General features: G+C 69.5%; 19 protein-coding genes, 1 tRNA gene and 1 pseudogene. 11 read left to right on the top strand and 10 right to left on the bottom strand.

Annotation, left to right across the window (positions count from 1 at the left end):
• Positions 1-86: 86 nt before the first annotated feature.
• The gene (locus tag ABD785_RS35270) at positions 87-1,058 is read left to right on the top strand and encodes a ParB/RepB/Spo0J family partition protein (RefSeq protein WP_344837355.1); all 972 of its coding nucleotides are present in this window, start codon (positions 87-89) and stop codon (positions 1,056-1,058) included.
• 33 nt (positions 1,059-1,091) lie between these two features.
• Here the strand turns inward: ABD785_RS35270 and ABD785_RS35265 are convergent, their stop codons facing one another.
• Positions 1,092-2,021, bottom strand: coding sequence for a ParB/RepB/Spo0J family partition protein (locus ABD785_RS35265; protein ID WP_344837353.1), 930 nt, complete (start codon positions 2,019-2,021; stop codon positions 1,092-1,094).
• A 473-nt stretch (positions 2,022-2,494) separates the two neighbouring features.
• Here ABD785_RS35265 and ABD785_RS35260 point away from each other — a divergent pair, with 473 nt between their 5' ends.
• Positions 2,495-3,484: a ParB/RepB/Spo0J family partition protein gene (locus ABD785_RS35260; protein WP_344837351.1), complete on the top strand. Its 990-nt coding sequence runs from the start codon at positions 2,495-2,497 to the stop codon at positions 3,482-3,484.
• A 69-nt stretch (positions 3,485-3,553) separates the two neighbouring features.
• Here the strand turns inward: ABD785_RS35260 and ABD785_RS35255 are convergent.
• Positions 3,554-3,626 (bottom strand) — tRNA-Leu (locus ABD785_RS35255).
• Between the two features lie 273 nt (positions 3,627-3,899).
• On the opposite strand from ABD785_RS35255, the gene ABD785_RS35250 reads away from it, so the two are divergent.
• Complete coding sequence (locus ABD785_RS35250; RefSeq protein WP_344837348.1) at positions 3,900-6,152, top strand: aminotransferase class I/II-fold pyridoxal phosphate-dependent enzyme; 2,253 nt, start codon at positions 3,900-3,902, stop codon at positions 6,150-6,152.
• Between the two features lie 86 nt (positions 6,153-6,238).
• Here ABD785_RS35250 and ABD785_RS35245 read toward each other — a convergent pair whose 3' ends face one another.
• Positions 6,239-7,192, bottom strand: coding sequence for a Rieske 2Fe-2S domain-containing protein (locus tag ABD785_RS35245; protein ID WP_344837345.1), 954 nt, complete (start codon positions 7,190-7,192; stop codon positions 6,239-6,241).
• A complete protein-coding gene (locus ABD785_RS35240) occupies positions 7,189-8,298 on the bottom strand; it encodes an NAD(P)H-dependent amine dehydrogenase family protein (protein WP_344837344.1) in 1,110 nt (369 codons plus the stop codon). Before ABD785_RS35240 ends, ABD785_RS35245 begins: the two co-directional genes overlap by 4 nt.
• A gap of 49 nt (positions 8,299-8,347) precedes the next feature.
• On the opposite strand from ABD785_RS35240, the gene ABD785_RS35235 reads away from it, so the two are divergent.
• The 6 genes from ABD785_RS35235 (at position 8,348) to ABD785_RS35210 (ending at position 15,567) form a co-directional block, all read left to right on the top strand.
• Positions 8,348-8,956, top strand: a complete 609-nt coding sequence (locus ABD785_RS35235) for a TetR/AcrR family transcriptional regulator (protein ID WP_344837342.1) — start codon at positions 8,348-8,350, stop codon at positions 8,954-8,956.
• Positions 8,957-8,987: 31 nt separating this feature from the next.
• The gene (locus tag ABD785_RS35230) at positions 8,988-9,596 is read left to right on the top strand and encodes a TetR/AcrR family transcriptional regulator (RefSeq protein ID WP_344837338.1); all 609 of its coding nucleotides are present in this window, start codon (positions 8,988-8,990) and stop codon (positions 9,594-9,596) included.
• 303 nt (positions 9,597-9,899) lie between these two features.
• Positions 9,900-11,720: a hydroxysqualene dehydroxylase gene (locus ABD785_RS35225; RefSeq protein ID WP_344837336.1), complete on the top strand. Its 1,821-nt coding sequence runs from the start codon at positions 9,900-9,902 to the stop codon at positions 11,718-11,720.
• A 124-nt stretch (positions 11,721-11,844) separates the two neighbouring features.
• A complete protein-coding gene (locus tag ABD785_RS35220; protein WP_344837334.1) occupies positions 11,845-12,987 on the top strand; it encodes a PucR family transcriptional regulator in 1,143 nt (380 codons plus the stop codon).
• Between the two features lie 31 nt (positions 12,988-13,018).
• Positions 13,019-14,182, top strand: a complete 1,164-nt coding sequence (locus tag ABD785_RS35215) for an acyl-CoA dehydrogenase family protein (RefSeq protein ID WP_344837331.1) — start codon at positions 13,019-13,021, stop codon at positions 14,180-14,182.
• 50 nt (positions 14,183-14,232) lie between these two features.
• On the top strand, positions 14,233-15,567 hold the full coding sequence (locus ABD785_RS35210) for an oxygenase MpaB family protein (RefSeq protein WP_344837328.1): 1,335 nt from the start codon (positions 14,233-14,235) through the stop codon (positions 15,565-15,567).
• A gap of 12 nt (positions 15,568-15,579) precedes the next feature.
• Here ABD785_RS35210 and ABD785_RS35205 read toward each other — a convergent pair whose 3' ends face one another.
• From ABD785_RS35205 to ABD785_RS35195, 3 genes are all read right to left on the bottom strand, one after another.
• Positions 15,580-16,158: a hypothetical protein gene (locus ABD785_RS35205; protein WP_344837325.1), complete on the bottom strand. Its 579-nt coding sequence runs from the start codon at positions 16,156-16,158 to the stop codon at positions 15,580-15,582.
• A 15-nt stretch (positions 16,159-16,173) separates the two neighbouring features.
• Positions 16,174-16,836, bottom strand: coding sequence for a 2OG-Fe(II) oxygenase (locus tag ABD785_RS35200; protein ID WP_344837323.1), 663 nt, complete (start codon positions 16,834-16,836; stop codon positions 16,174-16,176).
• 114 nt (positions 16,837-16,950) lie between these two features.
• A complete protein-coding gene (locus ABD785_RS35195) occupies positions 16,951-18,924 on the bottom strand; it encodes a cytochrome P450 (protein ID WP_344837320.1) in 1,974 nt (657 codons plus the stop codon).
• Between the two features lie 896 nt (positions 18,925-19,820).
• Here ABD785_RS35195 and ABD785_RS35190 point away from each other — a divergent pair.
• Entirely contained in the window at positions 19,821-21,542 is a 1,722-nt protein-coding gene (locus ABD785_RS35190) for a hypothetical protein (RefSeq protein WP_344837315.1), read from the top strand.
• A 102-nt stretch (positions 21,543-21,644) separates the two neighbouring features.
• Here ABD785_RS35190 and ABD785_RS35185 read toward each other — a convergent pair whose 3' ends face one another.
• Together ABD785_RS35185 and ABD785_RS35180 are read right to left on the bottom strand one after the other, a co-directional pair.
• Positions 21,645-22,073, bottom strand: coding sequence for a hypothetical protein (locus ABD785_RS35185; protein WP_344837312.1), 429 nt, complete (start codon positions 22,071-22,073; stop codon positions 21,645-21,647).
• 7 nt (positions 22,074-22,080) lie between these two features.
• On the bottom strand, positions 22,081-22,959 hold the full coding sequence (locus ABD785_RS35180) for an IS5 family transposase (protein WP_344837309.1): 879 nt from the start codon (positions 22,957-22,959) through the stop codon (positions 22,081-22,083).
• A gap of 245 nt (positions 22,960-23,204) precedes the next feature.
• On the opposite strand from ABD785_RS35180, the gene ABD785_RS35175 reads away from it, so the two are divergent.
• Positions 23,205-24,416: an alpha/beta hydrolase family protein gene (locus ABD785_RS35175; protein ID WP_344837304.1), complete on the top strand. Its 1,212-nt coding sequence runs from the start codon at positions 23,205-23,207 to the stop codon at positions 24,414-24,416.
• On the opposite strand, the pseudogene ABD785_RS35170 reads toward ABD785_RS35175, so the two are convergent.
• Positions 24,395-24,631: pseudogene (locus ABD785_RS35170) on the bottom strand (transposase family protein); the annotation flags it as partial. The gene ABD785_RS35175 and the pseudogene ABD785_RS35170 overlap by 22 nt on opposite strands.
• Positions 24,632-24,726: the final 95 nt, after the last annotated feature.

The following is a 24,726-nucleotide window of genomic DNA, read 5'->3' as shown; positions in this document are numbered from 1 at the left end:
CTCCCGCTGAGACGTGGAGCGGCAGGTCTGACTGCTTTCCACCCCAGGCAAGAGCGGATCGTGAGGAGCTGGCGTTGGAGCCCGGCATGGTGGACCTCGAACGGCAGCCGGTCGTCGAGGTGGAGATCGGGTCACTGTCGGTGGAGGGCTCGCCCCGCAGCACGGGCGAGGACCCCGACCATGTGGCGGCGCTCCTCGGGGTGGACGTCACGCTGCCGCCGATCCTCGTGCACCGGGCGACGATGCGCGTCATCGACGGCCGGCACCGGTTGCGCGCCGCGCTGCTCCTCGGCAGGACAGTGATCGAGGCGCGGTTCTTCGACGGCGACGAGGCCGAGGCCTTCGTGCTGGCCGTCAGGGTCAACGTCGCGCACGGCCTCCCGCTGGCGCTGGCGGACCGCAAGCACGCCGCGGAGCGCATCGTCGCGTCGCACCCGCACTGGTCCGACCGGATGATCGCGTCGGTCTCCGGGATCTCGGCGGGGACCGTCGCCGAGCTGCGCGCGCGGAGCGGAGACTCCGGCCGGGAGGAGAGCCGCGTCGGCAGGGACGGCCGGGTGCGCCCGGTCACCGGAGCCGAGCGGCGCCGCAGAGCGGGCGAGATCATCAGGGCGAACCCGGACTATTCGCTGCGCCAGATCGCGCGGGAGGCGGGCATCTCGCCGGAGACCGCGCGGGACGTGAAGAACCGGCTCCTGCGCGGGGAGGACCCGGTCCCGGCACGGCGCGGGGGATCGGCCGTGCGGGACGAGGCGGTGGCGCCGCCCCGGCCGCCCGTCGAGACCGTCGGGCCACCGGCCGGCCGGACCCCCGGGCGGGACTGGACCGCGGTGGTGGAACGGCTGAAGGCCGACCCGTCGCTGCGGTTCAGCGAGAAGGGGCGCGATCTGCTGCGCCTGCTCGCCCTCCACACGGCCACCGCCGACGCCTGGGACGACCTCATCGACAGCGTCCCGGTGCACTGCGGTCCCGTCGTCGCCTACCTGGCCGGGGACTTCGCCCGGCTCTGGACGGACCTCGCGACCGGCGTCGAGCTCAACATCCCCGAGACCGGCTGACGGAACTCCAGTCCGGTCCCGGGGAGTCGCAGCCTAGGCCGACTCGCTGTGGGCGCGTCGTTTCAGGGCGTCCGCGAGCTGCGCCCACTCCTCGGCGAGCCCGAGGGCCAGCTCGGCGATCAGGGGGACGCAGTGCGCCGGGATCTGGGGCTCGAGGCCCGCCCAGTCGCGGGAGCTCAGCGAGCGGGAGTTGAGCCAGCGCAGCAGCAGCCGCCCGTTGTCGTTCAGCCGCAGGGACGGATCCCGCTGGAGCTTCTGCAGGATCACCTCCGGGTCGGGGGCCTGCTTGTTCGGTCTCAGCCTGCCCACCGTCGGAGGGGCCGCGTCGTCCTTCCGCTCCGCCAGCGTGAGCTTGGCGGGAACGGGGTCGTCACCCCGGGCCAGCCGGTCGCGCACGTCCATGGCGGTCGCGGGGGAGATGCCGGCCAGCTCGGCGATCTCCCGGAGCGAGGCACCGGGACGGGTCGCGAACAGCTCCCCGGCCAGCCTGCGCCCGGCCGCGGCGTTGATCGGGCGGCTGCGCCCGTCCCGGCCGACCCTGACGTCCTGCTGCGCGGCGGCGTCGGCCGAGTGGCTGCGGATGCGGGCGACCGTGGTGGAGGCGAGCCCCGCGGCCTCGGCGATGGCCCGGTCCGACCACTGCGGATGCGTCCTGAGGATGCGCTCCGCCGAGGCCTCGCGGTCGGCGAGGGATAAAGGCAGGCCGTGGGAGATGTTGGCCCTGACCCCGGCCACGAAGGCATCGGGAACGGCGCCGTCGAAGTACTGCACCCTGATCTCGGTGCGGCCGTTCATGATGGCCGCCTGCAGCCGGTGCATGCCGTCGATGACGCGCATCGTCTCGCGGTGCACGAGAATGGGCGGGAGATCCGCGTCGGCCTCGGCGAGCGCCCGGATGTGCTCCGCGCTCTCCCCGTTGAGCCGGGGCGAGTCGGCATGCCGGAGCAGGCCGATCGGGACCATCACAGGTTCTTCCCGGAAGAAGGCTTCCAGTCGTTTCTCGACCGACATCCCCATTATCGCTCCTCGTTCGACCATTCCTTGATTCGGCGGCTCCCCGCACCCCGGGGGAGGGCCGTACCGATCAACCGCTGCGTCCAAGTGATGGAATTCGGCGGTTGGACACCGCGCCCCGGTCCCATGGGGGGCGCATAACCGGAATGGTGGCATCGTCCCGGGGTTTCCGCATCCGTCTAATTGGTCGGGGGCCCAATGATCTCGCCGGACGTGAATTCATTTCAGTTGTCCGGGGCTCCGGGACCAGGCGTCGGCGTCCGGAGCCTGGTCAGCCCGCGGGCGGGGTTGGGCGCGTGCACAGGTCCGGCGACGGTAGGGGTGCGCCTAGGGGGCAACTGGGGGTGGAGGGTCGCGATCTTGAATGTTAGCGTTTCGCTACAAGATCGTTCGGAAGTCTCGCCGGTGGTGAGGAGCTGGAGTTGGAACCCCACGGCATCGCCGTCGAGGATCAGCCGGTGACAGAGGTCGAGATCGGAGCGCTCTCCACGGCGGGCTCGCCGCGGAGCGGCGGCGAGGACGACGACCATGTCGCGGCCTTGACAGCGGCCGGTGCCGCGTGGCCGCCGATCGTCGTGCACCGGCCGACCATGAGGGTCATCGACGGCCGTCACCGGCTCAGGGCCGCCGCGGCGATGGGCCGCGCGACGATCTCCGCGGTGTTCTTCGACGGCCCCGAGCCGGACGCGTTCGTGCTGGCCGTCCGGGAGAACGTGACCCATGGACTGCCGCTGACCATGGCCGATCGCAGACGCGCGGCCGAGTGCATCATCGCGTCGCATCCGCGCTGGTCGGACCGGATGATCGCCTCGGTCGCCGGTCTCTCGGCGGCGACGGTGGCCGAGGCGCGGGCGCGGGCCGGCGGCGCGGCCGCGGCGGCGGAGAGCCGCGTCGGCCAGGACGGCCGGGTCAGGCCGATCAACGGAGCGGTGGGACGCGGCCGCGCCGCGGAGATCATCAGAGCGAATCCCGGCTACTCCCTGCGGCGCATCGCACGGGAGGCCGGCATCTCCCCGGAGACCGCCCGCGACGTCAGGAACAGGCTCCTGCGCGGCGAGGACCCGCTCCGGCCGTGGGAGCGGGCGGGCGCGCGGACCCGTGAGCAGGGCGCGTCCGGCGGCCGCCCCGAGCCCGACGCCAAGGCCGTTCCGCTGGGCCGGGGCACGACACGGAGCCGGAACGCGGTGGTGGAGCGGCTGATGGCCGACCCCTCGCTGAGGTCCAACGAGAAGGGGCGGGCGCTGTTGCAGCTGCTCGCCCTGCACGCGGCGATCTCCGATGTCTGGGACGAGCTCATCGAGAGCGTCCCCGCCCACTGCAGTCCCATCGTCGCCGACCTGGCCGGCGATCTCGCCCTGCTCTGGTCGGAGTTCGAGGCCCGGGTGGAGCTCAAATTCGCGGAGACCGGCTGAGGCCGTCCGGGGGCCCGGGCCGTGGAGGCCCGGGCATTCTCAGAGAATTCTCATGTACCGGCGGACAGGTACCCCCGGTCGGATTCGAACCGACACGGTGACCCTTTTAAGGGGTCTGCCTCTGCCATTGGGCCACGGGGGCGGAGCGTGCGATCAAATGGTCACATTTCTCGCGTTATTTGCCCACCCCGAATGGCGTCCGCCTTTTTGGACGCCGAATAGGTTGAACCGTCAAATGAATTGCGGGCGTCAGGGCGTGCCGGAGGCGAGGACCGCGCGCGTTCGACCATGCCGTGGACGCAGTTGAACAGGTGTCCGGAACGACCCGTCCAGGCGGAGGTTGTCCTGACAGGCCGGATGATGGCTGAATGGTCCCCTCTTGTCCGTCAGGGTTCCAGGGGAACGGGGGTGCGCCGTGGAATCAGCGCGCACGGTCGCCGACTACGCCACGCTCGCCAGGAAGCGGCTCGACGGCCGGGTCTGGGACTTACTCCAGGGGGACGAGGCCACCACCGCGACCAACCTGGAGGCGTTCGAGCGGCTCCGGCTGCGGCCGTCGGTGCTGGCGGGGGTGGAGAGTCCGCAGACCGAGGTCAAGATCCTCGGCCGGACCTGGACCGCCCCGGTCTGTCTCGCCCCGCCCGCCGTCCCGGACGGCGTCCACCCCGAGCCCGAGATGTCCGCCGCCGCCGGCGCCGCGGCCGTCGGGACCCTGCCCCTGGTGGTGTCGTCGCCCGCCGGCCGGACGGCCGAGGAGATCGTGGAGCGGTCGGGCGGCACCCCGCTCTGGCTCCGGCTTTCGCTGCTGCGCGACCGCGAGGCGGTCCGCGAGCTCATGGGCCGCGCCGAGGACGCCGGATACGAGGCGCTCGTGCTGGCGGCCGACGATCCCGCGCTCGACTGGTCGGCCGTGGAACGCCTGTGCTCGGTCAGCCCGCTGCCCCTGCTGCTGATGGGCGTGATGAGCCCGGACGACGCCGTGCTCGCGGCCGAGTCGGGCATGGACGGGATCATCGTCTCCAACCAGGTCGGACGGCGGCTCGGCGGCGTCGCGGCCGGGGTGGAGGCGCTTCCCGGTATCGCCGCGGCCCTGGCCGGACGGACCCCGGTCCTGCTCGACGGCGGGATCCGGCGCGGCCGCGACGTCCTGGCCGCGCTGGCGCTCGGCGCCGACGCGGTCCTGCTGGGCCGACCGGTCCTGCACGGGCTGGCGGCCGAGGGCGCGGCGGGGGTCCGCGGCGTGCTCTCCCTTCTCCTGGACGACCTGCGCGAGACGATGGCGCTGGCCGGTGTCGGAGCGGTGACCGAGGCGGCGCCCGCCCTCGTCGGAGCGGCGCCCGCGGCGGTCCGGGAGATCACGCCCGCCGTCCGCGGGGGCGGGCTGACGCGAGCCGACCTCCACGCCAGCGTCGCCGATCCCGTGCTCGACACGATGAACTTCCTCAACGAGATCACGCTGCGGCATCCGGACGCGATCTCCTTCGCTCCCGGCCGTCCCTACGACGGTTTCTTCGACACCGAGCAGATCTTCGGCTACATCCGCGGCTATCTCGACCATGTGGCGGCCCGCGGCGCCACCCCCGCCCAGGTGCGGGAGGAGGTCTTCCAGTACGGCCCGGCCGCGGGACGGATCCGGGAACTGATCGCGCACTCGCTCTGGGCCGACGAGCAGATCGAGGTCGCCCCCGGGTCGATCGTGGTCACCGTCGGCTGCCAGGAGGCCATGTTCCTCGCGCTGCGGGCGCTGTTCACGGGACCGTCCGACGTGCTCATGGTCTCGAGCCCCTGCTACGTGGGGATCACCGGCGCGGCCCGCCTGCTGGACATCGGGCTGACGGCCGTCGAGGAGCACACGGACGGCCTGTCCGTCGAGGCGCTGGAGGCGGCGATCCTCGCGGAACGGGCGAGGGGCCGCCGTCCCAAGGCCCTCTACGTCGTGCCCGACCACTCCAATCCGTCCGGCGCGACGATGCCGCTGCGCACCCGTTTCGAACTCCTGGACCTGGCCGACCGCTACGACTTCCTGATCCTCGAGGACAGCCCGTACCGGCTGCTCGGCCCCGGCACCCGGGTCCCGACCCTCAAGTCCCTGGACCGCGCGCACCGGGTCGTCATGTTCGGCTCCTACTCCAAGACGATCTTCCCCGGCGCCCGTCTCGGCTTCGCGGTCGCCGACCAGGAGGTCGCCACCCCCGGCGGCACCGTCCTGCTCGCGGACGAGCTCGCCAAGATCAAGAGCATGATCACGGTCAACACCTCCCCGCTGAGCCAGGCGGCGGTCGCCGGCGCGCTCCTGGCGTCCGAGGGGCGGATCAGCGACCTCAACCGCGAGGCCGCCGCCTACTACGGCGACGCCACCCGCCACACGCTCCACTGCCTGGAGCTGACCTTCCCCGCGGACGTCCGCGCGGACCTCGGCCTCTCCTGGAGCACCCCCGAGGGCGGCTTCTTCCTGACCCTGACCGTCCCCTTCCCCGCCGACGACGCCGCCCTCTCCCGCTCGGCCCGCGAACACCAGGTCATCTGGACCCCGATGTCCTACTTCCACCCCGGCGGCGGCGGCACCCACATGATCCGCCTCTCCACCAGCTACCTCACCCACCAGGAGATCGAGACCGGCATCACCCGCCTAGCCGCCTTCATCACCTCCGAACTCGCCCCCCGGTGAATCGCGAAAGTGAACTCGCAGGGCCCGCCCCCTCCACGGCCTTCGCCGCCGACCACAGGTGCGGCCTCTGGAACCACTGACGCCGTTCAGGAGGCGCCGGGCGCGGAGTAGAAGCGGTCGAACCAGCGGCGGTAGGCGGCGATCGGGCCGTCGACCGCGGTCAGGCGCGGACGATCACGGTAGATCTTGTTCTCCCAGAGGGGAACATCCTGCGTGAACTGGAGGTTCGTGACCTTGGCGTTGAGCTCGGCGACGCTCGCGGTGAAGGCGGCGTCCTCGAGGGCGGCCATCGAGAAGCAGATGGTGATCTCGCTGATCTCGGCGTCGACGGGCGTCTGGGTGATGTAGGTGAGCATGTCGAGGGAGCCCTCGCGCACCTCGACGGCCACGGCGCCCGGGCCGCAGACGGTGGTGCGGGTGCGGACCTCGTATCCGGTGTCGGCCAGCGCGGTGACCTTGATGTTCTGGTCGACGGTCATCACATGGTCGGTGAAGGTCACCTCGAACACGTCGTCGTCCGGGGGCACCATGTCGTGCACGGCGTAGAAGTGCGACCGGTCGATGATGTTCTCCGTCAGCTCCTGGACGTGGACGCGGACCCGGTAGGTGTCGACGCGCCAGGGCGTCCAGGCACCCTCGCTCCGGTAGTGCGGCAGCGCGTAGGCCGGCGGGGCGCCCCCGGCATGGTGCCAGACGAAGAGCCTGCCGTTGAGCTCGCACACCGGCCAGGTCCCGGCCGAGACCCGGGGCGGGCGGCGGTCGAGCCGGGGGACCTCGGCGAGGAGCCCGTCGCCGTCGAACCGCCAGCCGTGGAAGGGGCACACGATCCCGTCGCCGCAGACGCGCCCGCCGACGCCCAGATGGGCGCCGAGGTGGGGGCAGTGGGCGTCGAAGACCCGGGCCCCGCCGTCCTCCCCGCGGAAGGCGACGAGCTCCCGGTCGAGATAGTGGAGCGTGGTGACCTCGCCGGTGACCAGGTCCTCGGAGGCGGCGACGGCGAACCAGCCGTCCGGGACGGCGGGGAAGGGGTAGCGGCTCACGACGGCTCCCCGGCGAAGCGGCCGCCGAACGCGCGCAGCGGGAGGTCGGCGGCGGTGACGAGGCCGGGCGGCGCGGCGACGACGGCCCGGACGGCGTTGAGCGCGGGCAGCCCCGTGACGGTCATGCCGACGGAGGCGAACGCCTCGGGCGAGGAGAAGTCGGTGCCCGGCCTGGGGAAGATCAGGTGCTTGCTGTAGATGCACGGATCGCCGTCGATCTGGGTGATGTAGCAGCCCTGGACGTCCCAGCGCGGCTCGGTGGACGGCGTCATCTGCCATTCCAGCCGCATCTCGATCCGGGTCGTCCCGCCGGAGACGCCGAGGTACTTCAGCACGCAGCCGCCGAGCGAGCCCTGCGGCAGCCGGTACCAGCCGAGGTCGACGTCCTTGGTGCAGGCGCCGAACTCGTAGGTGAACCGGACCTCGTCGAGGGGCAGCCCGAGGCAGTCGGCGATCAGCCGCACCCCGTCCTCGAAGACGCGGGTGTACTGCTCGACCATGCCGGGCAGCTCGGGTGCGTCCACGGGCAGGCCGAAGCCGACGGCCTTCCAGGTGTCGACGGAGTGGTGGCAGGAGACGTCGACCGACTCGACGCACGTCACCTTCTCGATGTCGGCGACGTCGGTCGCGTGCACGATGGTGAGGATCTGCGCCAGGCCGGGGTTCATGCCGGTGCCGTAGAAGGTCGAGCCGCCCCGGCGGCAGGCGTCCGCGAGGATCTCCGACTCGGTGCGGCCCGACGGGTGCCGGTGGTTGGCGTCGCGGTGGTGGCCGGTGACCCAGTCCGCCGTGGTGACGATGTTGATGCCGGCCTCCAGCACCCGCTCGTAGAGGCCGAGGTCGGGGAAGACGCCGTGGAAGGTCACGCAGTCGGGCGCGGCGGCGATGATCTCCTCGACCGTCCCGGTGGCCGTGACGCCCACCGCGGGCAGCCCGACGATCTCACCGGCGTCCCGGCCGATCTTGTCCGCCGAGTAGCAGTGCAGGCCGACGAGCTCGAGATCCGGATGCCGGCCGATCCGCTTGACCATCTCCGCCCCGACATTGCCGGTCGCCACCTGGAAGACCCGGATCCTGTGCGGAACGTCGCTTTCGGGAAGCTGCATATAACACGTTATAGTCCAAGTGATAGTTCGAGGGAAGGGTCCTGCCGTCGTGACGCATCCGCTGCCCGCCGTGGAGAACGGCCGCACCATCATCAGCCTCAACCGGCGGCTGACGGCGCAGGAGAGGGTACGGCGGGACCAGATCCTCGACGCGGTGCGGGCCCTCGCCCGAGAGGGCGGATACCAGGCCGCCACCATCCGGCAGGTCGCGGCCGTCGCGGGCACCACGCCCGCGACCGTCTACCGCTACTTCCCCTCCAAGGACCACCTGCTGCACCACATGATGATCGAATGGTCGGTCCAGACCATGGCCGAGCTGGCCGCCGCCGCCTACACCGGGACCGTGGCGGACCGGGTCAGCGCCGGATTCCAGGACGTCATCACCTGGGCCGCAGACGAGATCGCCCTGCTCAGCGCCGGAATCAGCGCGGTCAGCTCACCCGACCTCAGCGGCGACGGCCTGGCCGTCTGGCGCGAGGTCTTCACCGGCCTGGTCCGCACCATCCTCGACGACCCCACCTGGACGGACACCGAGGGCAAGGCCTTCACCCTCGGCCACGTCCTGCTGGCCTGCCTTCTCGACCTCACCGCGACCCGCACCACCCCCGCCGAGACGCGTGACCACATCGCGACGGCCGCCCGGCTGATCTTCCGCTGACCGGCGGGGGCGGGGCGTGCAGAATGTGAACGTGAGCTCCGAGACCCCCCGGCCGCTGCCCGGCCTCGCCGAACGGCTGCCGCCCCCGCCGGGGCCCGAGCTGTGGCCGTTCCTGGACGCCGCCGGCGTCTGCCTGGCCCGGCACGGCCTGTCGCGTACGTCGATGGTCGACATCTCCCGCGAGATGGGCGTCTCGCGCAGCACCGTCTACCGGCAGCTCACCTCGGTGGAGAACGCGGCCTGGCTGCTGCTGTCCAAGGAGCTGCACGCCTTCTACGACGCGCTCCCGGAGATCTTCGCCACCACGACCGGCCCCGACGTGGTGCTGAGGCCGCTGGCCGCGCTGCTGCGCGGTGCCTGGGCCAGCCCCATCATCGCCAAGGTGATGCGCGACGAGCCGGACTTCGTCGGCCGCGCCGTCAGCTTCCACGCCGGCCCCATGCTCGACCAGGGGGCGGAGATGCTCGCGCCGCTCTACCAGTCGCTCATGGACTCCGGCGGTATCCGCCGCCAGGATCCGCAGGTGCTGGCCCACTGGCTGCTGCGGACCTTCATGGTCCTGCTCCTGGCTCCGCCGCCGGGCGACCTGGACGCCCTGCTGGAGGGCGTGCTCCTGCCCGTTCTCGCACCGCCTTCCTGACCAGGCAATAACCGACGTTCATGTCGGTAACCGGACCGTAGCAGATGGTCGAGCGGGCCGACAGGGCCCGCACCGAAGATTTTGGCACCCGATTTCCAGCCGGGCGACGGCGACGATTTCCAAATATCCACTGGTAGGGGCCTATAGGCCTCTCCGCACGCAGGAACCTGCGGCGAGACAGTTGGAAAATTCTGTCCCATTTGCTCGCCTCAGGCCCTTGACGCCCTGCGGTCGGCTCTTCATAGTTGGGGCCGTTAACCGACGAGCGTGTCGGTTGCGTCCACCCCCTCTTAGAGGAGCGTCATGGAGGAGCACAACCCCCCGTCCGCAACTCCGGATGACGGCAGAGAGACCATCGGCCGCCGTGGCTTCGTCACGGGCGCGCTGGCGACCGCCGGTGCCGCGGCCGCGGTCGGCTTCGGCTCGTCGAGCCCGGCCTCGGCCGCCTCCCGCCGGTCGGGCAAGGCCGCCGCGGGCAAGAAGGTCGCCGTGTTCGGCGGCGGCATGGGCGGCCTGACCGTCGCCCACGAACTGGCCGAGCGCGGCTACCAGGTCACGATCTACGAGCGGAAGGCCTGGGGCGGCAAGTGCCGCAGCTTCCCCGTGCCGAACTCGGCGTCCGGCGGGCGCAAGGACCTGCCCGCCGAGCACGGCTTCCGGTTCTTCCCCGGCTTCTACCAGAACCTGCCGGAGACGATGTCGCGCGTCCCGCGGCCCGGCGGCGGCACCCTGAAGGACAACCTCGTCAAGGGCAGCGAGGAGGTGGCGTTCTACAACGGCACGAAGCTGGTGCTGCCCGCGCGAGGCAGCATCATCGGAACGCTGAGCCCCGACTCGCTGCTGACCTTCCTGCAGACGGCCGTCTCGGTGGTCGCGAACGTCCCGGCGTGGGAGGTCGCCTACTTCCTGGAGAAGATGATCGTCTTCGTCACCAGCGGGAAGCAGCGGCGGCTGAAGCAGTGGGAGAACATGAGCTTCGCCCAGTACGTCAAGGTCGAAGGCAAGTCCAAGCAGTACAACGAGCTGCTCGTCGACATGTTCACCAGCACCCTGGTCGCGGCTAAGGCCGACAAGGCCAACGCCCACACCATGGGCCTGATGGCCGAGGCCTGGGTCTACGCCACGCTCGGCCTCGGCGGCTACGGCGCCCCCGACCAGGTGCTCAACGCCCCCACCAACGAGGCGCTCATCGAGCCGTGGGTCGACCACCTCAAGAGCCTCGGCGTGAACTTCCAGATGGGCGCGACCCTCACCGAGCTGAGCATGGCCGGCGGGCAGATCAGCGGCGCGAAGGTGACGGGCGCCGGTGGGACCGTAGGCGTGCAGGCCGACCACTATGTGCTGGCCGTCCCGATCGAGCGGGCGCTGCCGCTGCTCAACAACGACATCCTCGCCGCCGACCCCAACCTGCGCATCCTGTCGAACCTCACGACCGACTGGATGAACGGGATCATGGTCTACCTGAGGTCGCCGATCAACCTGAGCAAGGGCCACGTCGCCTACGCGGGCCAGCCCTGGGCGCTCACCTCGATCAACCAGGCCCAGTTCTGGCCGAAGAACTTCGCGAACACCTACGGCAAGGGCGACGTCCGCGACTGCCTGTCGATCGACCTGTCCGCCTGGGACGTCCCCGGCATCCTCTACGGCAAGGCCGCGAAGGACTGCACCCCCGACCAGATCATCAAGGAGGTCCTGGCGCAGCTCCGCAAGGCCATCCCGTGGGGGCCGCTGGTCCTCAACGACCTCAACATCCACTCCACCTTCATCGACCCCGCCATCACCGGCGCGGGCACCCCGCAGGTCGCCAACGACGAGCCGCTGCTCATCAACAAGCCCAGCTCGTGGAACTACCGGCCCGAGTCCGCGACGGCCATCCCGAACCTGTTCCTGGCCGCCGACTACGTCCGCGCCGACATCAACCTCGCCACCATGGAGGGCGCCAACGAGGCGGGCCGCAAGGCCGCCAACGCCATCCTCGACGCCTCCGGCGAGGGCGGCGGCAGGGCGAAGCTGCTGAAGCTCTACCAGCCCACGGAGTTCAACGGCATCTACGCCGACGACGACGCCCGCTTCGCCGCGGGCAAGGCCAACTTCTTCGACATCCTCGACCCCTACAAGCCCTGACGGGCCTCCCTCCAGGGCCGCCCGCGGACCGGGTCGATCCGCGGGCGGCCCGCCTGCGAGGCCGCATCACGAACAGTGGCGGGCCCGCTCCGCCTTCGGCCCTCTGTGGAGGAGGACATCCATCGTGACCGACACCCTCATCCGATCCCGCGCCCTGACCTCGCTCGAATCCACCGCCCCGGAGATCGCCGACGCCGCCGTGGATCAGGCGGCACTGACCTGGACCGTCCCGCCGGGCCTGCGGCACGCCCTGCGCGAGGCGATCAGCGGTCTTCTCGACCCCGCACCGCACGGCGGCGCCTGGGCGCTCGCGCTGTTCCAGCGGATGGGGGCGCGCAGCGCGAACGACGGCATCCCCCTGAGCGACGTCCACCGCTGCCAGCAGGCCGCCACCGGGACGGCCGTCGAACTCCTGATCCGGCGGCTCCTGGAGGCTGGCGCCCCGGCCGATCCGCACGCCGTCGGACGGCTGATGCAGCGCGTCCTGGACGTCGCGGCCGACCTCAAGGAGGCGACCACGACCGGCTACCTGGCCGCCTCGAACGCCGAGCCCCCGGCCCACCACCGCAAACTGCTGGAACTCCTGCTGCGGCCCGGTGTCGACCCGGCCCGGCTGCGCCGCACCGCCGACCAGGCGCGATGGCCGCTGCCGCGCGGGCTCGCGGCCGTCGCCCTCTGCACCAGCCCTGGCTCGGCCACGCTGCGCGTGCCGCCCGACGTGCTGGCCCATCCGAGCCGTCACTTCCTCATCCTTCCCGACCCCGACGGCCCCGGCCGGCGTGAGCTGTTCGGCAAGATGCTCGACGGCCGGCCGGCGGCGATCGGGCCGACCGTCGGCCCGCTCCAGGCGCCGGTGTCCCTGCGCATCGCCCGGCAGACCCTCGATCTGGCCGGATCCGGGGCCGTCACCGTGGACCTGCCCGTCCGGTCGATGGACCACGTCCCCGACCTGGCCATCATGGGCGACCCGGAACTGACCCGGCGCCTGGCCGAACGGCGGCTCGCCCCGATCGCCGACCAGCCGCGACGCAAACGGGCCGTCCTGCTGCACACCCTGCTCGCCTCCTTCGAGTGCTGCTTCGCCACCCCGGTCGTCGCCGACCGGCTGCACGTCCACACCCAGACCGTCCGGTACCGGGTGCGCCAGCTCGAAGCGATCTTCGGGCCGTCCCTGCACGACCCCGACCAGGCCCTCGACTACATGCTCGCTCTCCGCGCCTGGGTGCTCATGAGCTCGCCCGCCGGAACCGGCCTCTGGCAGTCCTGACCGCCCGGCACCCCTCGAAAGGATCCGCACCATGCCCGCAACCCCAGGTCCCGCGGCGGAGCCGCCCTGGTCGTCCGGCCCCGACCTGCGGCTCCTGCGCGCGACCGCCCGCAAGTTCCTGGAGACCGAGGCCGTCCCGCACCGCGAACGCTGGGAGGAGCAGCGGCACATCGACCGCGACTTCTGGCGCAAAGCGGGTGATCTCGGCCTGCTGTGCTGCGCGGTCCCCGAACAGTACGGAGGCGGGGGAGGGACGATCGCCCACGACCTCGTCGTGATCGAGGAGCAGGCCCGCGCGCTCGAACTCGGCTGGGGCAACACGGTCCAGAGCGGGATCGTCGCCCACTACCTGCTGGCCTACGGCACCGAGCAGCAGAAGAACCGGTGCCTGCCCGCCCTGGCCTCCGGCGAGGCCGTCGCCGCGATCGCGATGACCGAGCCGGGCGCGGGCTCCGATCTGAAGGCCCTCACCACCCAGGCCGTCCGCGACGGCGACGACTACCTGGTCACCGGCACCAAGACCTTCATCAGCAACGGCGGCTCCGCCGATCTGGTCGTCCTCGCCGCGAAGACCGACCCGGACGCGGGGGCCAAGGGCGTCACGCTCCTGATCGCCGACGTCCGGGACGGCCAGGGCTTCCACCGCGGCCGCACCCTGCGCAAGCTCGGCCAGCACACCTCCGACACCGCCGAGCTGCACTTCGACCAGATGCGCCTGCCGGCCGGCGCCGTCCTGGGCGAGGTCGGCCGGGGCTTCGCCCACATGATGGAGCAGCTCCCGCAGGAACGCCTGTGCATCGCGACGATCGCCGTCGCCTCCATCGAGCGCGCCGTGGAGCTGGCCGTCGAGTACTCCCGGCAGCGCAGGGCGTTCGGCGGCACCCTGTTCGACCTCCAGAACACCCGCTTCGAACTGGCCGAGTGCGCGACCCTCGCCCGCGCGGGACGCGTCTTCCTCGACGACTGCGTCGCCCGGCACCTCGACGGCGCCCTCGACACGGCCACGGCGTCCATGGCGAAGTGGTGGCTCACCGATCTGCAGTGCCAGATCGTCGACCGTTGCCAGCAGCTCTTCGGCGGCTACGGCTACATGTGGGACTACCCCATCACCCGGATGGCCGCCGACGCCCGCGTCCAGCGCGTCTACGGCGGCGCCAACGAGCTCATGAAGGAGCTCATCGCACGCTCCCTGTAAGTCTCTCCATCCGACCACACCCCTGACAGCAGGCACCTCCTGGAGCGCGCATGTCGACGACCGCATCTCCCGCGGCCCCCGTCCACGACCATCCCTTCGACTACTACTACCGCGAGGGCATGGCCCTGAGGCCGGGACCGGAGGCGGCGGTCCCCTCGCCGCTGTGGCTCACCAAGCCGCACCATCGGCTGTTCTCCCCCTGGCTCCAGGTCCTCGACGAGCCCGTCCCCACCCCCATGAACCGGCTCTTCGACGACCATCGCTGGCAGGGCGACGAGCTCATGGACGCCGTGGTGCGGGCGTTCAGCGAGATCGGCATGGCCCGCGGCCGCCGCATGTTCGAGCAGGCCCTCGCCTGGGGCGTGGACACCGTCCCCGGCGCCCCGCAGGCACTGGTGGACCTGTTCGCCCAGCTGGAGGCACCGCCCGACTGGTTCGACGCCGCCGTCTGGGAGCGGGGCCGCCGGCTGTGGATCAACGCCTCGCTCGCCGGCAAGCTCACGATGATGCTCAGCGACGCGATGGGCACCTTCGTCGGCGCCGAGGTCTCCGCCGCCACCGGCCAGACCCGCCGCTTCCTGGCGGACTTCCGCCGCCGCGAACTGGAGACGGTGGCGTGGTTCTACCAGGTCACCCGTCCCGGTGCCGCCGAACGGCGCTCGCCGGTGTTCGAGAGCATCGTCCGGGTCCGCCTCATGCACGCCCAGGCCCGCTACGCGCTCCGCCTGGCCTGGGGACAGGAGCACTTCGCCCGGCACGGCAACCCGATCTCCGCCTCCATGACCATGGGCGCCGCCGTCACCTTCGCCCTCCTGCCGATCCTCTTCGACCATGCGCACGGCCGCCGCCGCACCCCGGCCGACCTGGACGCCGTCCTCATGTACTGGTCCTACATCGCCCACCTGATGGGAGTCCCGGACGAGCTCGTCCCCCGCACGTCGGCCGACGCCCTGCACATGGCCCACCACATGATCCTCACCGCGGGCGGCCCCACCCCCTGGACCGCGACCATGGTCGACGCCGCCTGCGACCACGTCCTCACCCGCAGGCCGCTGCTCCGCCGACTCCAGATCCACGCGCTCACCCCGGTGATCGCCCTGGTGTCCGCGCTCACCGGCGAGTCCCTGGTCCGCGCCCTGCTCCGGTCCTCACCTCTGGCGCGGATCCGGCTCCAGCCCTGGCAGCGCGCCGCGGAGGCCCTCGCCCACCTCAACGCCCGCGCCCGCGACGTCACCGACCGCCTTCCCGGCGCCGCCCGCAGAGCCAGGCGCCGGGCCCGCCACGGCGACCCCTGGCAGGAACGGGCCCTCCGCCAGGCCACCACCCTGGCCCGCCGCTCCGGCATCACCGGCACCCCCTACGACCACCACGACCTCTCCGTTTGACGGGTGAGGACCTCACATCCGGATCGGCGGCGGAGGTGGAGGCGGGAACGGGGGAGGAGACAGTGGAGGTGGAGGAGGTGGAGGAGGTGGAGGTGGAGGTGGCGGCGGAAGAATGGAGTCGCGAATGAACGCGCCGAACGAGGGTGCGTATTTGTCCGACGCCTCCGTCCACATCTCCAGGAACTCCGGAATCGTGAAGTCGACCTCCAGGACCCGGTACCAGGCGGTCCAGATGTCCTCGGGGAGCTGCCCGGACCTGTAGCTCAGATAGTTCGCCTCGTGCATGTCGAACTTGGTCAGCGCGTAGAGCTTCATCTTGTTGCGCTCGTGCGACGAAGTGCTGTAACCGCGCGTCGCGAAGTGCCATTCGAGCAGTTCGGGATCGTCTTTGAAGAAGATCATGCGCGCGTCGTTGTGCCTGGTGAGCAACGACTGGTAAGCCGCTTGCTCCAAGGTCTCCGAGGCCGCCCTGGTCTGAACGGTGATCTCCTTGTACTGGCGTGCGACATACAGATTCTGCAACCCGCCGAACACCAGCGCACTGGCAACCGACGCGAGCGAGGCGACCTGGAGGAGGACGTTGATGCTCACGGACCGCTCCGGACGTCAGCCATCGCCGTAGAGATGATCGTCCATGTCGGTGGGGCGGGCCGACTCGGGACTGGACGGAGTGAAGAAGCACATGGTGGCGACGACTCTCAGCCCGTCCTCACTCGCCAGGCTCCGCACGTAGTGGGGGTGGCGGCGCGCGTCGAAGAGCAGCAGATGACCGGCGGTCGGATGGATGACCGTGGGGTGGCGCTCGATGTCCTCGATGCAGGCGGCGTCGAGGTCGCGGGCCAGGACGAGCTCGCCCCCGGCGCCGGGAGGGAGGGTCGTCGCGTAGAGCAAGCCCTGGATCGGATTCGTGTCGACATGCGCCTCGTAGCGCATGGAAGTGCCGCGCTGCACATTGAGATTGACGCCGATCTTGTCCCTCGTCGCCGTCGAGACGGGTTCGGGTGAAATGCGCGACGCGAGTTCCCTGAACTCGTTCTCGTAGAGCTCGAACAGCCACGGAGCCAGCGCCCGCACCGTCTCGCCGTTCACCGTCGAGACCGGTAGCTCCGTGACGTCCGATCCTTCACGCGAGGAGACCGAGCGAGGAACGATGTTGCGGTCATGCGCATTCCCGAGGGCGATCGCGACGATTTCTTCCCGCCACCCCTCGGGAAGAAGAGGTGTCGTGTCGTAGATGTGCCATCCGAACAGGGAATCAACATCACCCACTGAGCCGTCCTCGTGTCATGAAGACCGAACTACTCGAATCCCCTTCAGATTATCATTCGCCTTTCCTGGCCATGTGCCACGAGCCCGGTGTCTTCGTCGGCCCGTGAGGGGCGTTCACCAGGTGACGGAGAGTTCCTCCGGGCCTCGGACGAGGCCCTTCGACGTCCAGGTGACGTCGCGGGAGGGATGGGTGAGGGAGAGGCCGGGGAGGCGCCGGACGAGTTCGGCGAGTGCGGCCTGCATCTCCATGCGGGCGAGGCCGGCGCCCAGGCAGAAGTGGGGGCCGTGGCCGAAGGACACGTGCGGGTTCTCCGGCCGGTCGATGACGAAGGAGTCGGGGTCGGGGAAGGTCCGCGGGTCCCGGTTGGCGGCGGCGAGCGCGGGCACGACGGCGTGGCCCTGCTCGATCGGCCCGGAGTGAAGGGCGACGGGGCAGGTGGCGAGCCGGGGCATGGCCATCTCGGCGGGCATGCAGTAGCGGAGCATCTCCTCGACGGCCGCGGGGATCCGGGACGGGTCCCGCACGAGGGCGGCGTAGAGGCCGGGCTGGGCGAGCATGGTGAAGACGCCCGCGGCGAGGGTCTTGGCGGTGGTCTCGTGCCCCGCGGTGACCATGTTCTTGACGAGGCTGACGAGTTCGCCCTCGGTGAGGGAGCCGTCCTCGTCGCGGGCCTGGATGAGCAGGTCGATGAGGGCGTCGCCGGGCTCCTCCGTGCGGATCGCGACGAACCCGGCGATGTAGTCGAGGAACTCGCGGACCGCGGTGGCGCGCTCACCGGCGGAGGACGTGGCGGTCGACAGCGAGGAGTCGGCCCAGGCGCGGAAGCGGGGGGCGTCCTTCGCGGGGACGCCGAGCAGTTCGCTGATGACCGTCACCGGCAGCGGGAAGGTGAGGGCCTCGACCAGGTCGGCGGGGGAGCCGGCGGAGATCATGTCGTCGACGAGCCGGTGGGCGATCTCCTCGACCCGCGGGCGCCAGCTCTCGATCCGCTTGGGCGTGAACGTCTTCGCCACGATCCGGCGCAGCCGTGAGTGCCGCGGGCCGTCCATGTTGAGCAGTGAGTCGCGGTCGTCGTTGATGTCGGTGCCGGCGACGAGCCGGGGCGAGCCCGCGTGCCGGTACAGCTCGCGGGTGAAGGCGGGATCGGCCAGCACCTGCTGCACGTCGGCGTGCCGGGTCGCGAGGGTGACGGTGTCGCCGCTGGGCAGGCTGAGCGGGCCCAGCGGGTCGGCCTCCTCCGGCCTGGACAGCAGCGGACGGGGCGTGGCGACGGGCTTGCGGCCGACGCCGCACAGGTAGTACCGGTCGAGTTCGTCGTCCGGGCCGCGGTCGGCCCAGTCGGCTCCCGGCTCGGTCTCGGGACGCCAGCCCGACAGCGGGACCACCCCCGGCTCCAGCAGGTCGAGCCCGGCGAAGAACCGCCCGACCTGCTCGGCGGAGCGGTGCGCTATCCCGGTCGTGGTGCCGCGGTACACCTCGGCCGAGGCGGAGGTGAGCTGGTCGTCTCCGGTGACGTGCGAGATGACCAGATAGCTGCCGGGAGCGAGCGCCGCGAGCAGGCTGTCGACGATCTCATCCGGGCCCTCGTCGTCGGCGAGGCAGTGCAGGACCGAGTTCATGAGCAGCCCGACCGGCTGGTCGAGATCGATGAGATCGAGCACCCCGGGATGGGCCAGCAGCGGCCCGGGCTCTCGCAGATCCGCCTTGATCACGCGGACGAGCGTGTCGTCGCTCTCCAGGATCGCCCGCCCGTGCGCCACGACGACCGGATCGTTGTCCACGTAGACGACCCGCGCCCCCGGATCGACCCCATGGACGATCTCGTGCACGTTCCCGCGGGTGGGCAGCCCGGCCCCGAGGTCCAGGAACTGCCGGATCCCCCGCGCCGACAGGAACCGCACCGACCGCCGCAGGAACGCCCGGTTCTGCGCGGCCAGCCGCGGTGTGAACGGCGCGATCCGCAGAATCTGCTCGGCCGCCTCCCGATCAGCGGCGAAGTGGTCCTTGCCTCCCAGGTAGAAGTCGTACATCCGGGCGACATTGGGAGTCGTCAGATCCACCGGCTCCACAGCCTTCTCACCCTCCACGCACCGCTCCCCACCTAGCCGTCTCCCCCCAAGATCCTAGTTCGCCCCCCGCCACTTATCTCCGATCTCCCCTCATTCCCCGAAACTTCATCCCAGAAGGCTCATCGGCTTCTTCCTGGCACCCTCGGTCTTGGTCACCCGGACACCGAGGCGTCCACGAGAGACGCCGTCCGGTAGTCCGGAACAGCCAGTCCGGAACAGCCCGGACCACCGACACCACCCCCACCCCACGAGCAGAGACACGGCCACGAGCCCGCCCCCAGAAACAGCCCCCATCCCTTGCGCCCGCGAGCGCGCACACCCCCGTCCCGCCCACCCCCGGAATCCATGGTGTCCCCCTTCCGTCGCATCGCCCAGGTCCTCGGGCGACAGCCTGCCGACCCCAACGAGCGGCGCGTCAGGGCTTGCCCGTCACCTCATCAACCGGGTGCGGGAAACGTGGCGACCGCGTACGGCCGCCGTCCGCGCGTGACGTAGACCAGCGGGTGATGGATCGCACAGGACCTTACGGTCGCGTAGGCCCAACCTCGACAATCCGCACCCTAGACCAGGCCCTCATTACACCTCTACCCTGCGGACATTACGTTCCGAGGCCGAGCGGATGCGTTTTCTTGGTTCCCGAAGGCGGAGCTTAACCTCAGCAGCGACACATGGCGACACATGATCTTCGATACGCCTGGTCCCGGCGGCCGCGGAGCCCTGAACTTCGCGAGGGCCCGCAGTTTCAGAAGGGTTGGCGGAGTCCGGGAGCAAGCTCGCTCGCTGGTGCTTCAGGGGAACGGTTTGTCTAGGGTCCACTGCGTGGCTGTTCACGCCTGGATCACAGAAGATCGAACGTTGCCCCGTTCGCATCCATCTGGGCAGATGATCGGGCTATGCGCTTGGGAGATGCAGGGATGACCATCGCCAGTCTGGATGCCGCTGGGATCGTCCTTCCAGGACTGCAGCGGTTGACAGTTCGTGTTTCGCAGAAGCCCGGGCAGAAGGTCCACATTGCGGTGCCCAGGAGATCGATGAGCAGCTGCACGCACGCGCCCGAGGAAGGAGGCGAAGAGGCGGGCCTGCTCGCAGTCTTCGATCGAGCCTGCGCTCGGTGCCGTGGTCACATCGGCATGCGAGATGACCAGGATCTTGTCTGGCGATCCGCGCACTTGGTGGCGGCTTCCCGGCTCCGGCTTCTGGGTCTTCAGGATGCGATGGTAGAGGCGTCCTGGCTCGGCTACGCCAGGGCCGTTGACGATCGATCCCGCGAGTCAGACGCTGGCGGCATGGCCGAACTGGAGTGCGCGCAGCTCCACGGGGATCTAGAAGACGATCGCCGATCGATCCTCGAGTGCTGGGCTCGGATCGATGAAGATTGGACACGAACACTCGAGGCTTACCGGAAATCGGCCTTGGAACCAGCCGTTGCGAGCCTCTACTCGGCCGCATGCGGCCGCGTCGCCGGACGAAAAGATCATCGAGAAGAGAGTAAGAGACTCGCGACGATCACTGCGGATACCGCCGCCTATCGAAGAGACTACGACGTCCTCGAACTCGTTCTCAGCACCTGGAAAGCGGCTCGGATGAGCGGCGCCGCCCCAGGGGTGGCCCGAAAGCTCGCAGTGAAAGCCGCAAGATCGCACTATCGCGGGAAGAGCGTGCATGATGTTTCGGCTCTTCCCGAGCCGGCGCTGACCTCCTGGTCGGGGCACAGCTCACCGGCTGCCTGGGCCGATGACGAGTTTCTCGCCCTATGGGAGACGACTGTCGGCAAATGGCTGGACGAAGTAGAGGCAGAGGCGGTGGGAGCAGCAGAAGCTGAGGGCGGTCGCCAGCTCCTGTTGGTGAGGGGATGGCCTCTCACGCATGATCGCGATGCTGACCTTGCCTATCTGGCGGCTTTCCCACAGCTCGGTGCACCTGTACCTGACATCGCGCGTCCAATCGAGATCGGGTTCCTTCAATCGAGTCCTGCTTGGGCTGTCGTGCTGGCCGTTCCCCGGCTTGCAGCGGAGCACGCCGCGGCGCTGCCAGTTCCCGACGAATGCCCTGCACGCGTCGTAGCAGGGGCTGAGATCAAAGGAAACCCGAGTTCTGAGTCAGTAGACGAGCTCCTCCGCCTCGCTTACCCCTACCTGCCCGGGGACTCGGCAGCAGACGGACCGAATGCCAGCCCTTCCGCAGGCGTCATGGCGGCCAGAGCTGAATACTCCTCGAAAGTTTCGGAAAACCTCGCCAAGGCTAAGGCGGCAGGTACGGATCGCCTGGTGGAAGCGAGCGCAGAGGGTTGGAGGAGAGGGAACCGATGGTCGCCACCAGCTGGTGCCCCGGACTCGGGGGCCCGGGAGCTGGTGGCGCTCTTGGAGGCCTTGAACTTCAACGTCGATGTTGAAATCGAGGTGGAAACCGGAACTCCGAGCGAGCCAGGTCGTCATGTTCTCTACGGGACGATCACTGGACTCGACCAGACCAAACTGGACCTCGATTTCACTCCAGCAGGGCACCACCGCACCATCCCTGTGAGACTCCATCGAGTGATATCGATCGCCGGGTGTAACTACGAATCAGGTGCCGTGATCTGGAACGAACACGGAGATCGACCTAGATGGGAATCGTGGAAGCGCGTCAGGTGGTAAGCCATCCGTATAGACGGCCTCTTGATTAGTTAGATCGAAGATCAACACGTTGAAGGGCGGCACTGCCTCCGGCCGGGTGGCGCTGCCCGCGTGTGATAGGCCTTAGAGGGTCTTCTGTAAGTCCGTGACCTTGTTCGGGACGAAGAGGCCTGGTTGGGGCTCATGTGCGAGGTCGCGGCCGGCGAGGCGCTTGAGTTTTGCCCGGATGCCTTCGATGGTTTTGTGTTCTTCTGGGAGGCCGCGGGCGCGGCAGACCTCTTTGGGGCGAATGCCGTCCGGGGTGCGGGTGAGGAGGTCGAGGATCTCGGCGTAGCCGAGCGGGTCGCGGGCGCCGACTGGGTGGCGGGCGGAGATCTCCTCTTGGGCCTGCCGGGTGTGCTCCAGCCGCGCCAGGACGGCACGGGCCTCCTCCAGCCGGGCCGTGAGATCGGCGATCTGCGCCGTCAGGGCTGTGACGTCGGCGTCGGCCGCGGTGGTCATACCGTCGAGGGCGTCCGGAAGCAGTTCGGGCAGGAGCGGTCCGGGGTTCATGACAGGTTCACGTGGCGAGCAGGCCCGGCAGCGGCGCCGGGAGATCGTCACGCCATCGGCTGGTGGTGCGAGTCAAGCGGCGGCTCATCCGGTCGATCCCAGCCCAGTAGATCTGGGATTCGCTGCTTTCCGGTCGTTTCTCGTAATCGCGGGCGAGGCGGCGGTGGAGCATCAATGTCCCGAACGTCTGCTCCGATACCCACCGTTTCGTCACCGGGGTGAACCCGGACGCGCCGATGGGTGGGCTGGTCGTGACGACGTCGATGCCCAAGGTGCGGCCGTGGTCGGCGACGGCGTTCTTGAACCCGGCGTCCACCCACGCCTTCTTCACTGACGGGTTGTCGATCGCGACCCGGTTCAACAGCTCGATCCCGACTTGGTTGTCATGCACGCACGCCGCGGTCACGAACACGGCGATCACCAGGCCGAGGACGTCGACGGCGATCCCGCGCTTGCGGCCCCGCGACTTCTTGCCCGGATCCAGCCCCGTCGTCTCGGCCGGAACCCCGGCCGCGGCATGAACCGTCTGGGAATCCATCGCCACCGCCGACGGGTCCTCAGCGCGGCCGGCGACCTCCCGCACCCGGCACCGCATCAGCTCATGCAGCGTCTGCGCGGTCCCATCGTCCCGCCACAACGCGTAGTAGTAATACGCCGCTGACCGGGGCGGCAGGTCATGCGGCAGCAGATCCCACTGGCAACCCGTCCGCGACTGATACAAGATCGCGTTCACGATCTCCCGCATCGCGTAGCCACCCGAGTGCCCCGACACCGACGGATGCTTCGCCTTCCAGGCCGTCAGCACCGGCTCGACCAGCACCCACCGCTCATCGGAGATATCACTCAGATAGGACCTCCGGACGGCCCCGGACTCGAGATCGGTCATACCACTCAGGAAAACCCCGCCAACTACACAGAGTCAACGGACGCAACAGGAACCTCACCAGCACAACAGGCCACACCAGGACCGTCACTCTCGAAATACCCCCTCAGACCGACATGGGATGCGTCCTCGCCGACCTGCATTCGTAGACGGACGAGGGCAAGGAACTGAGACTCGGAGCGACACCCTCTCTTTTCGAACCTTTCGGCTGGGCCGAGGACTCCAGCGGCTTCTACCTGCGGACCACGATGTGGGGCGGAGAGTTCGGCGCGATCGGGTTCGTCTCGCTGAGTGATCCCGAGACCGTCATTCCAATCGTCACCGAGCCCTGGGATGTCGAGAACTTCACCGAGAGCGGCAGTCACAGGCTCTGGGTGGTGAACGAAAGAGGTAGATCAACGCTACGCCTGGCCCGCGAAGGCCTCGAGCCCGAGACCCTGGAGACTCCCAAGGGGGTGATCAGCTCACTGCTGCTTCCACCCGCTCGCCCTGCCGCGGCCGTCCTCATCCTCGAAGCCGCAACCCGCCCAGCAGAGATCGCCGTCATCGATCTGAAGACGGGAGACCTCCGCTACCTGACGGACAGTCGTCCCCCCGGACTGCTGAAAATCGCTCCCGTCGAGCCGCAGGTCGTCAACTATCCGTCGGAGAATGGCCGCCGGATAGACGCGCTGCTCTATCGGCCGCCGGGTGACGGTCCGTTCCCCGTGGCGATGATGGTCCACGGTGGTCCCCACGGCCAGGAACGACCCGACTACACCCGCTCCGGCCTCTACCAGTTCCTCACCACGCGACGCATCGCGCTCTTCAGCCCGCAGATGTCCGGTTCCTCCAGCTACGGAACTTCCTTCCAGCGGAGCATCTACCGAGACTGGGGCGGCATCGACCTCGAAGACTTCGCCGCGGCTCTCTGTTACCTGCAAAGTACAGACTGGGCCGACCCGCGCCGGGTCGCCGTCGCTGGCGGTTCCTATGGAGGCTTCGCCGCGCTGTCCTGCCTCTCCAGGCTGGACCACCCATGGGCCGCGGGTGTCTCACTCTACGGTCCGGCGAACCTCGTGACCTTCGCCCGAAACTGCCCACCGACCTGGCGTAGCTTCGTTGATACGGTCCTCGGTAACCCAGATCGCGACGCCGACTTCTTGCGTGAGAGATCACCGATCACCTACGCCGACCAGATCACTTCCCCCCTCTTCGTGATCCAAGGCGCCATGGACCCGCGTGTGCCGCAGAACGAAGCCGATCAAATCGTCACCGAGGTACGCGCGAGCGGCACCCCCGTCCGCTACGACATCTATCCGGACGAAGGGCACGGCTTCACCCGCCGCGACAACGAGATCCAGGCTTACACAGACCTCTCCAGCTTCCTCATCGACCATTTGACAGCGGCCAAGTCCGCACAACCGACCACCAGCAGGAGATCACCAGTGAGCCTTTTTCATCCTCGGGTGACCTCGTAGTTCTGAAGGACCGCGATGGCCTTGACGAGATGGCCGGCCTTGCAGGGGCTGCACCGTAGTTTCCGGAGGATCTTCCAGCTTTTGAGCTGGGCGTTCGCTCGTTCGCCGGGTCCGCGGAGCTTGGCGTGGGATCGGTTCGCCCGCTTCTGGGACTCCGGCTTCTTGCGGCCCTTGTACGGAGTGATGACGACCGATGCTTCGGCTCCCTGGTAGCCCTAATGGGTTCAGAACGGGCACGGGCCCGGTGGGGACTCCCTTGGTAGCCCTGGTCCTCGAGGCCTCTTAGACAAGGCTGGCGCCGCGCCGGGCC

Origin of the sequence: Actinocorallia longicatena (assembly GCF_039534125.1) — a bacterium.
In the GTDB taxonomy this organism is placed as follows: Bacteria; Actinomycetota; Actinomycetes; order Streptosporangiales; family Streptosporangiaceae; genus Actinocorallia; species Actinocorallia longicatena.
Note: the sequence above shows the minus strand (reverse complement) of the source record. Positions and strands in the feature narration are given on the sequence as shown.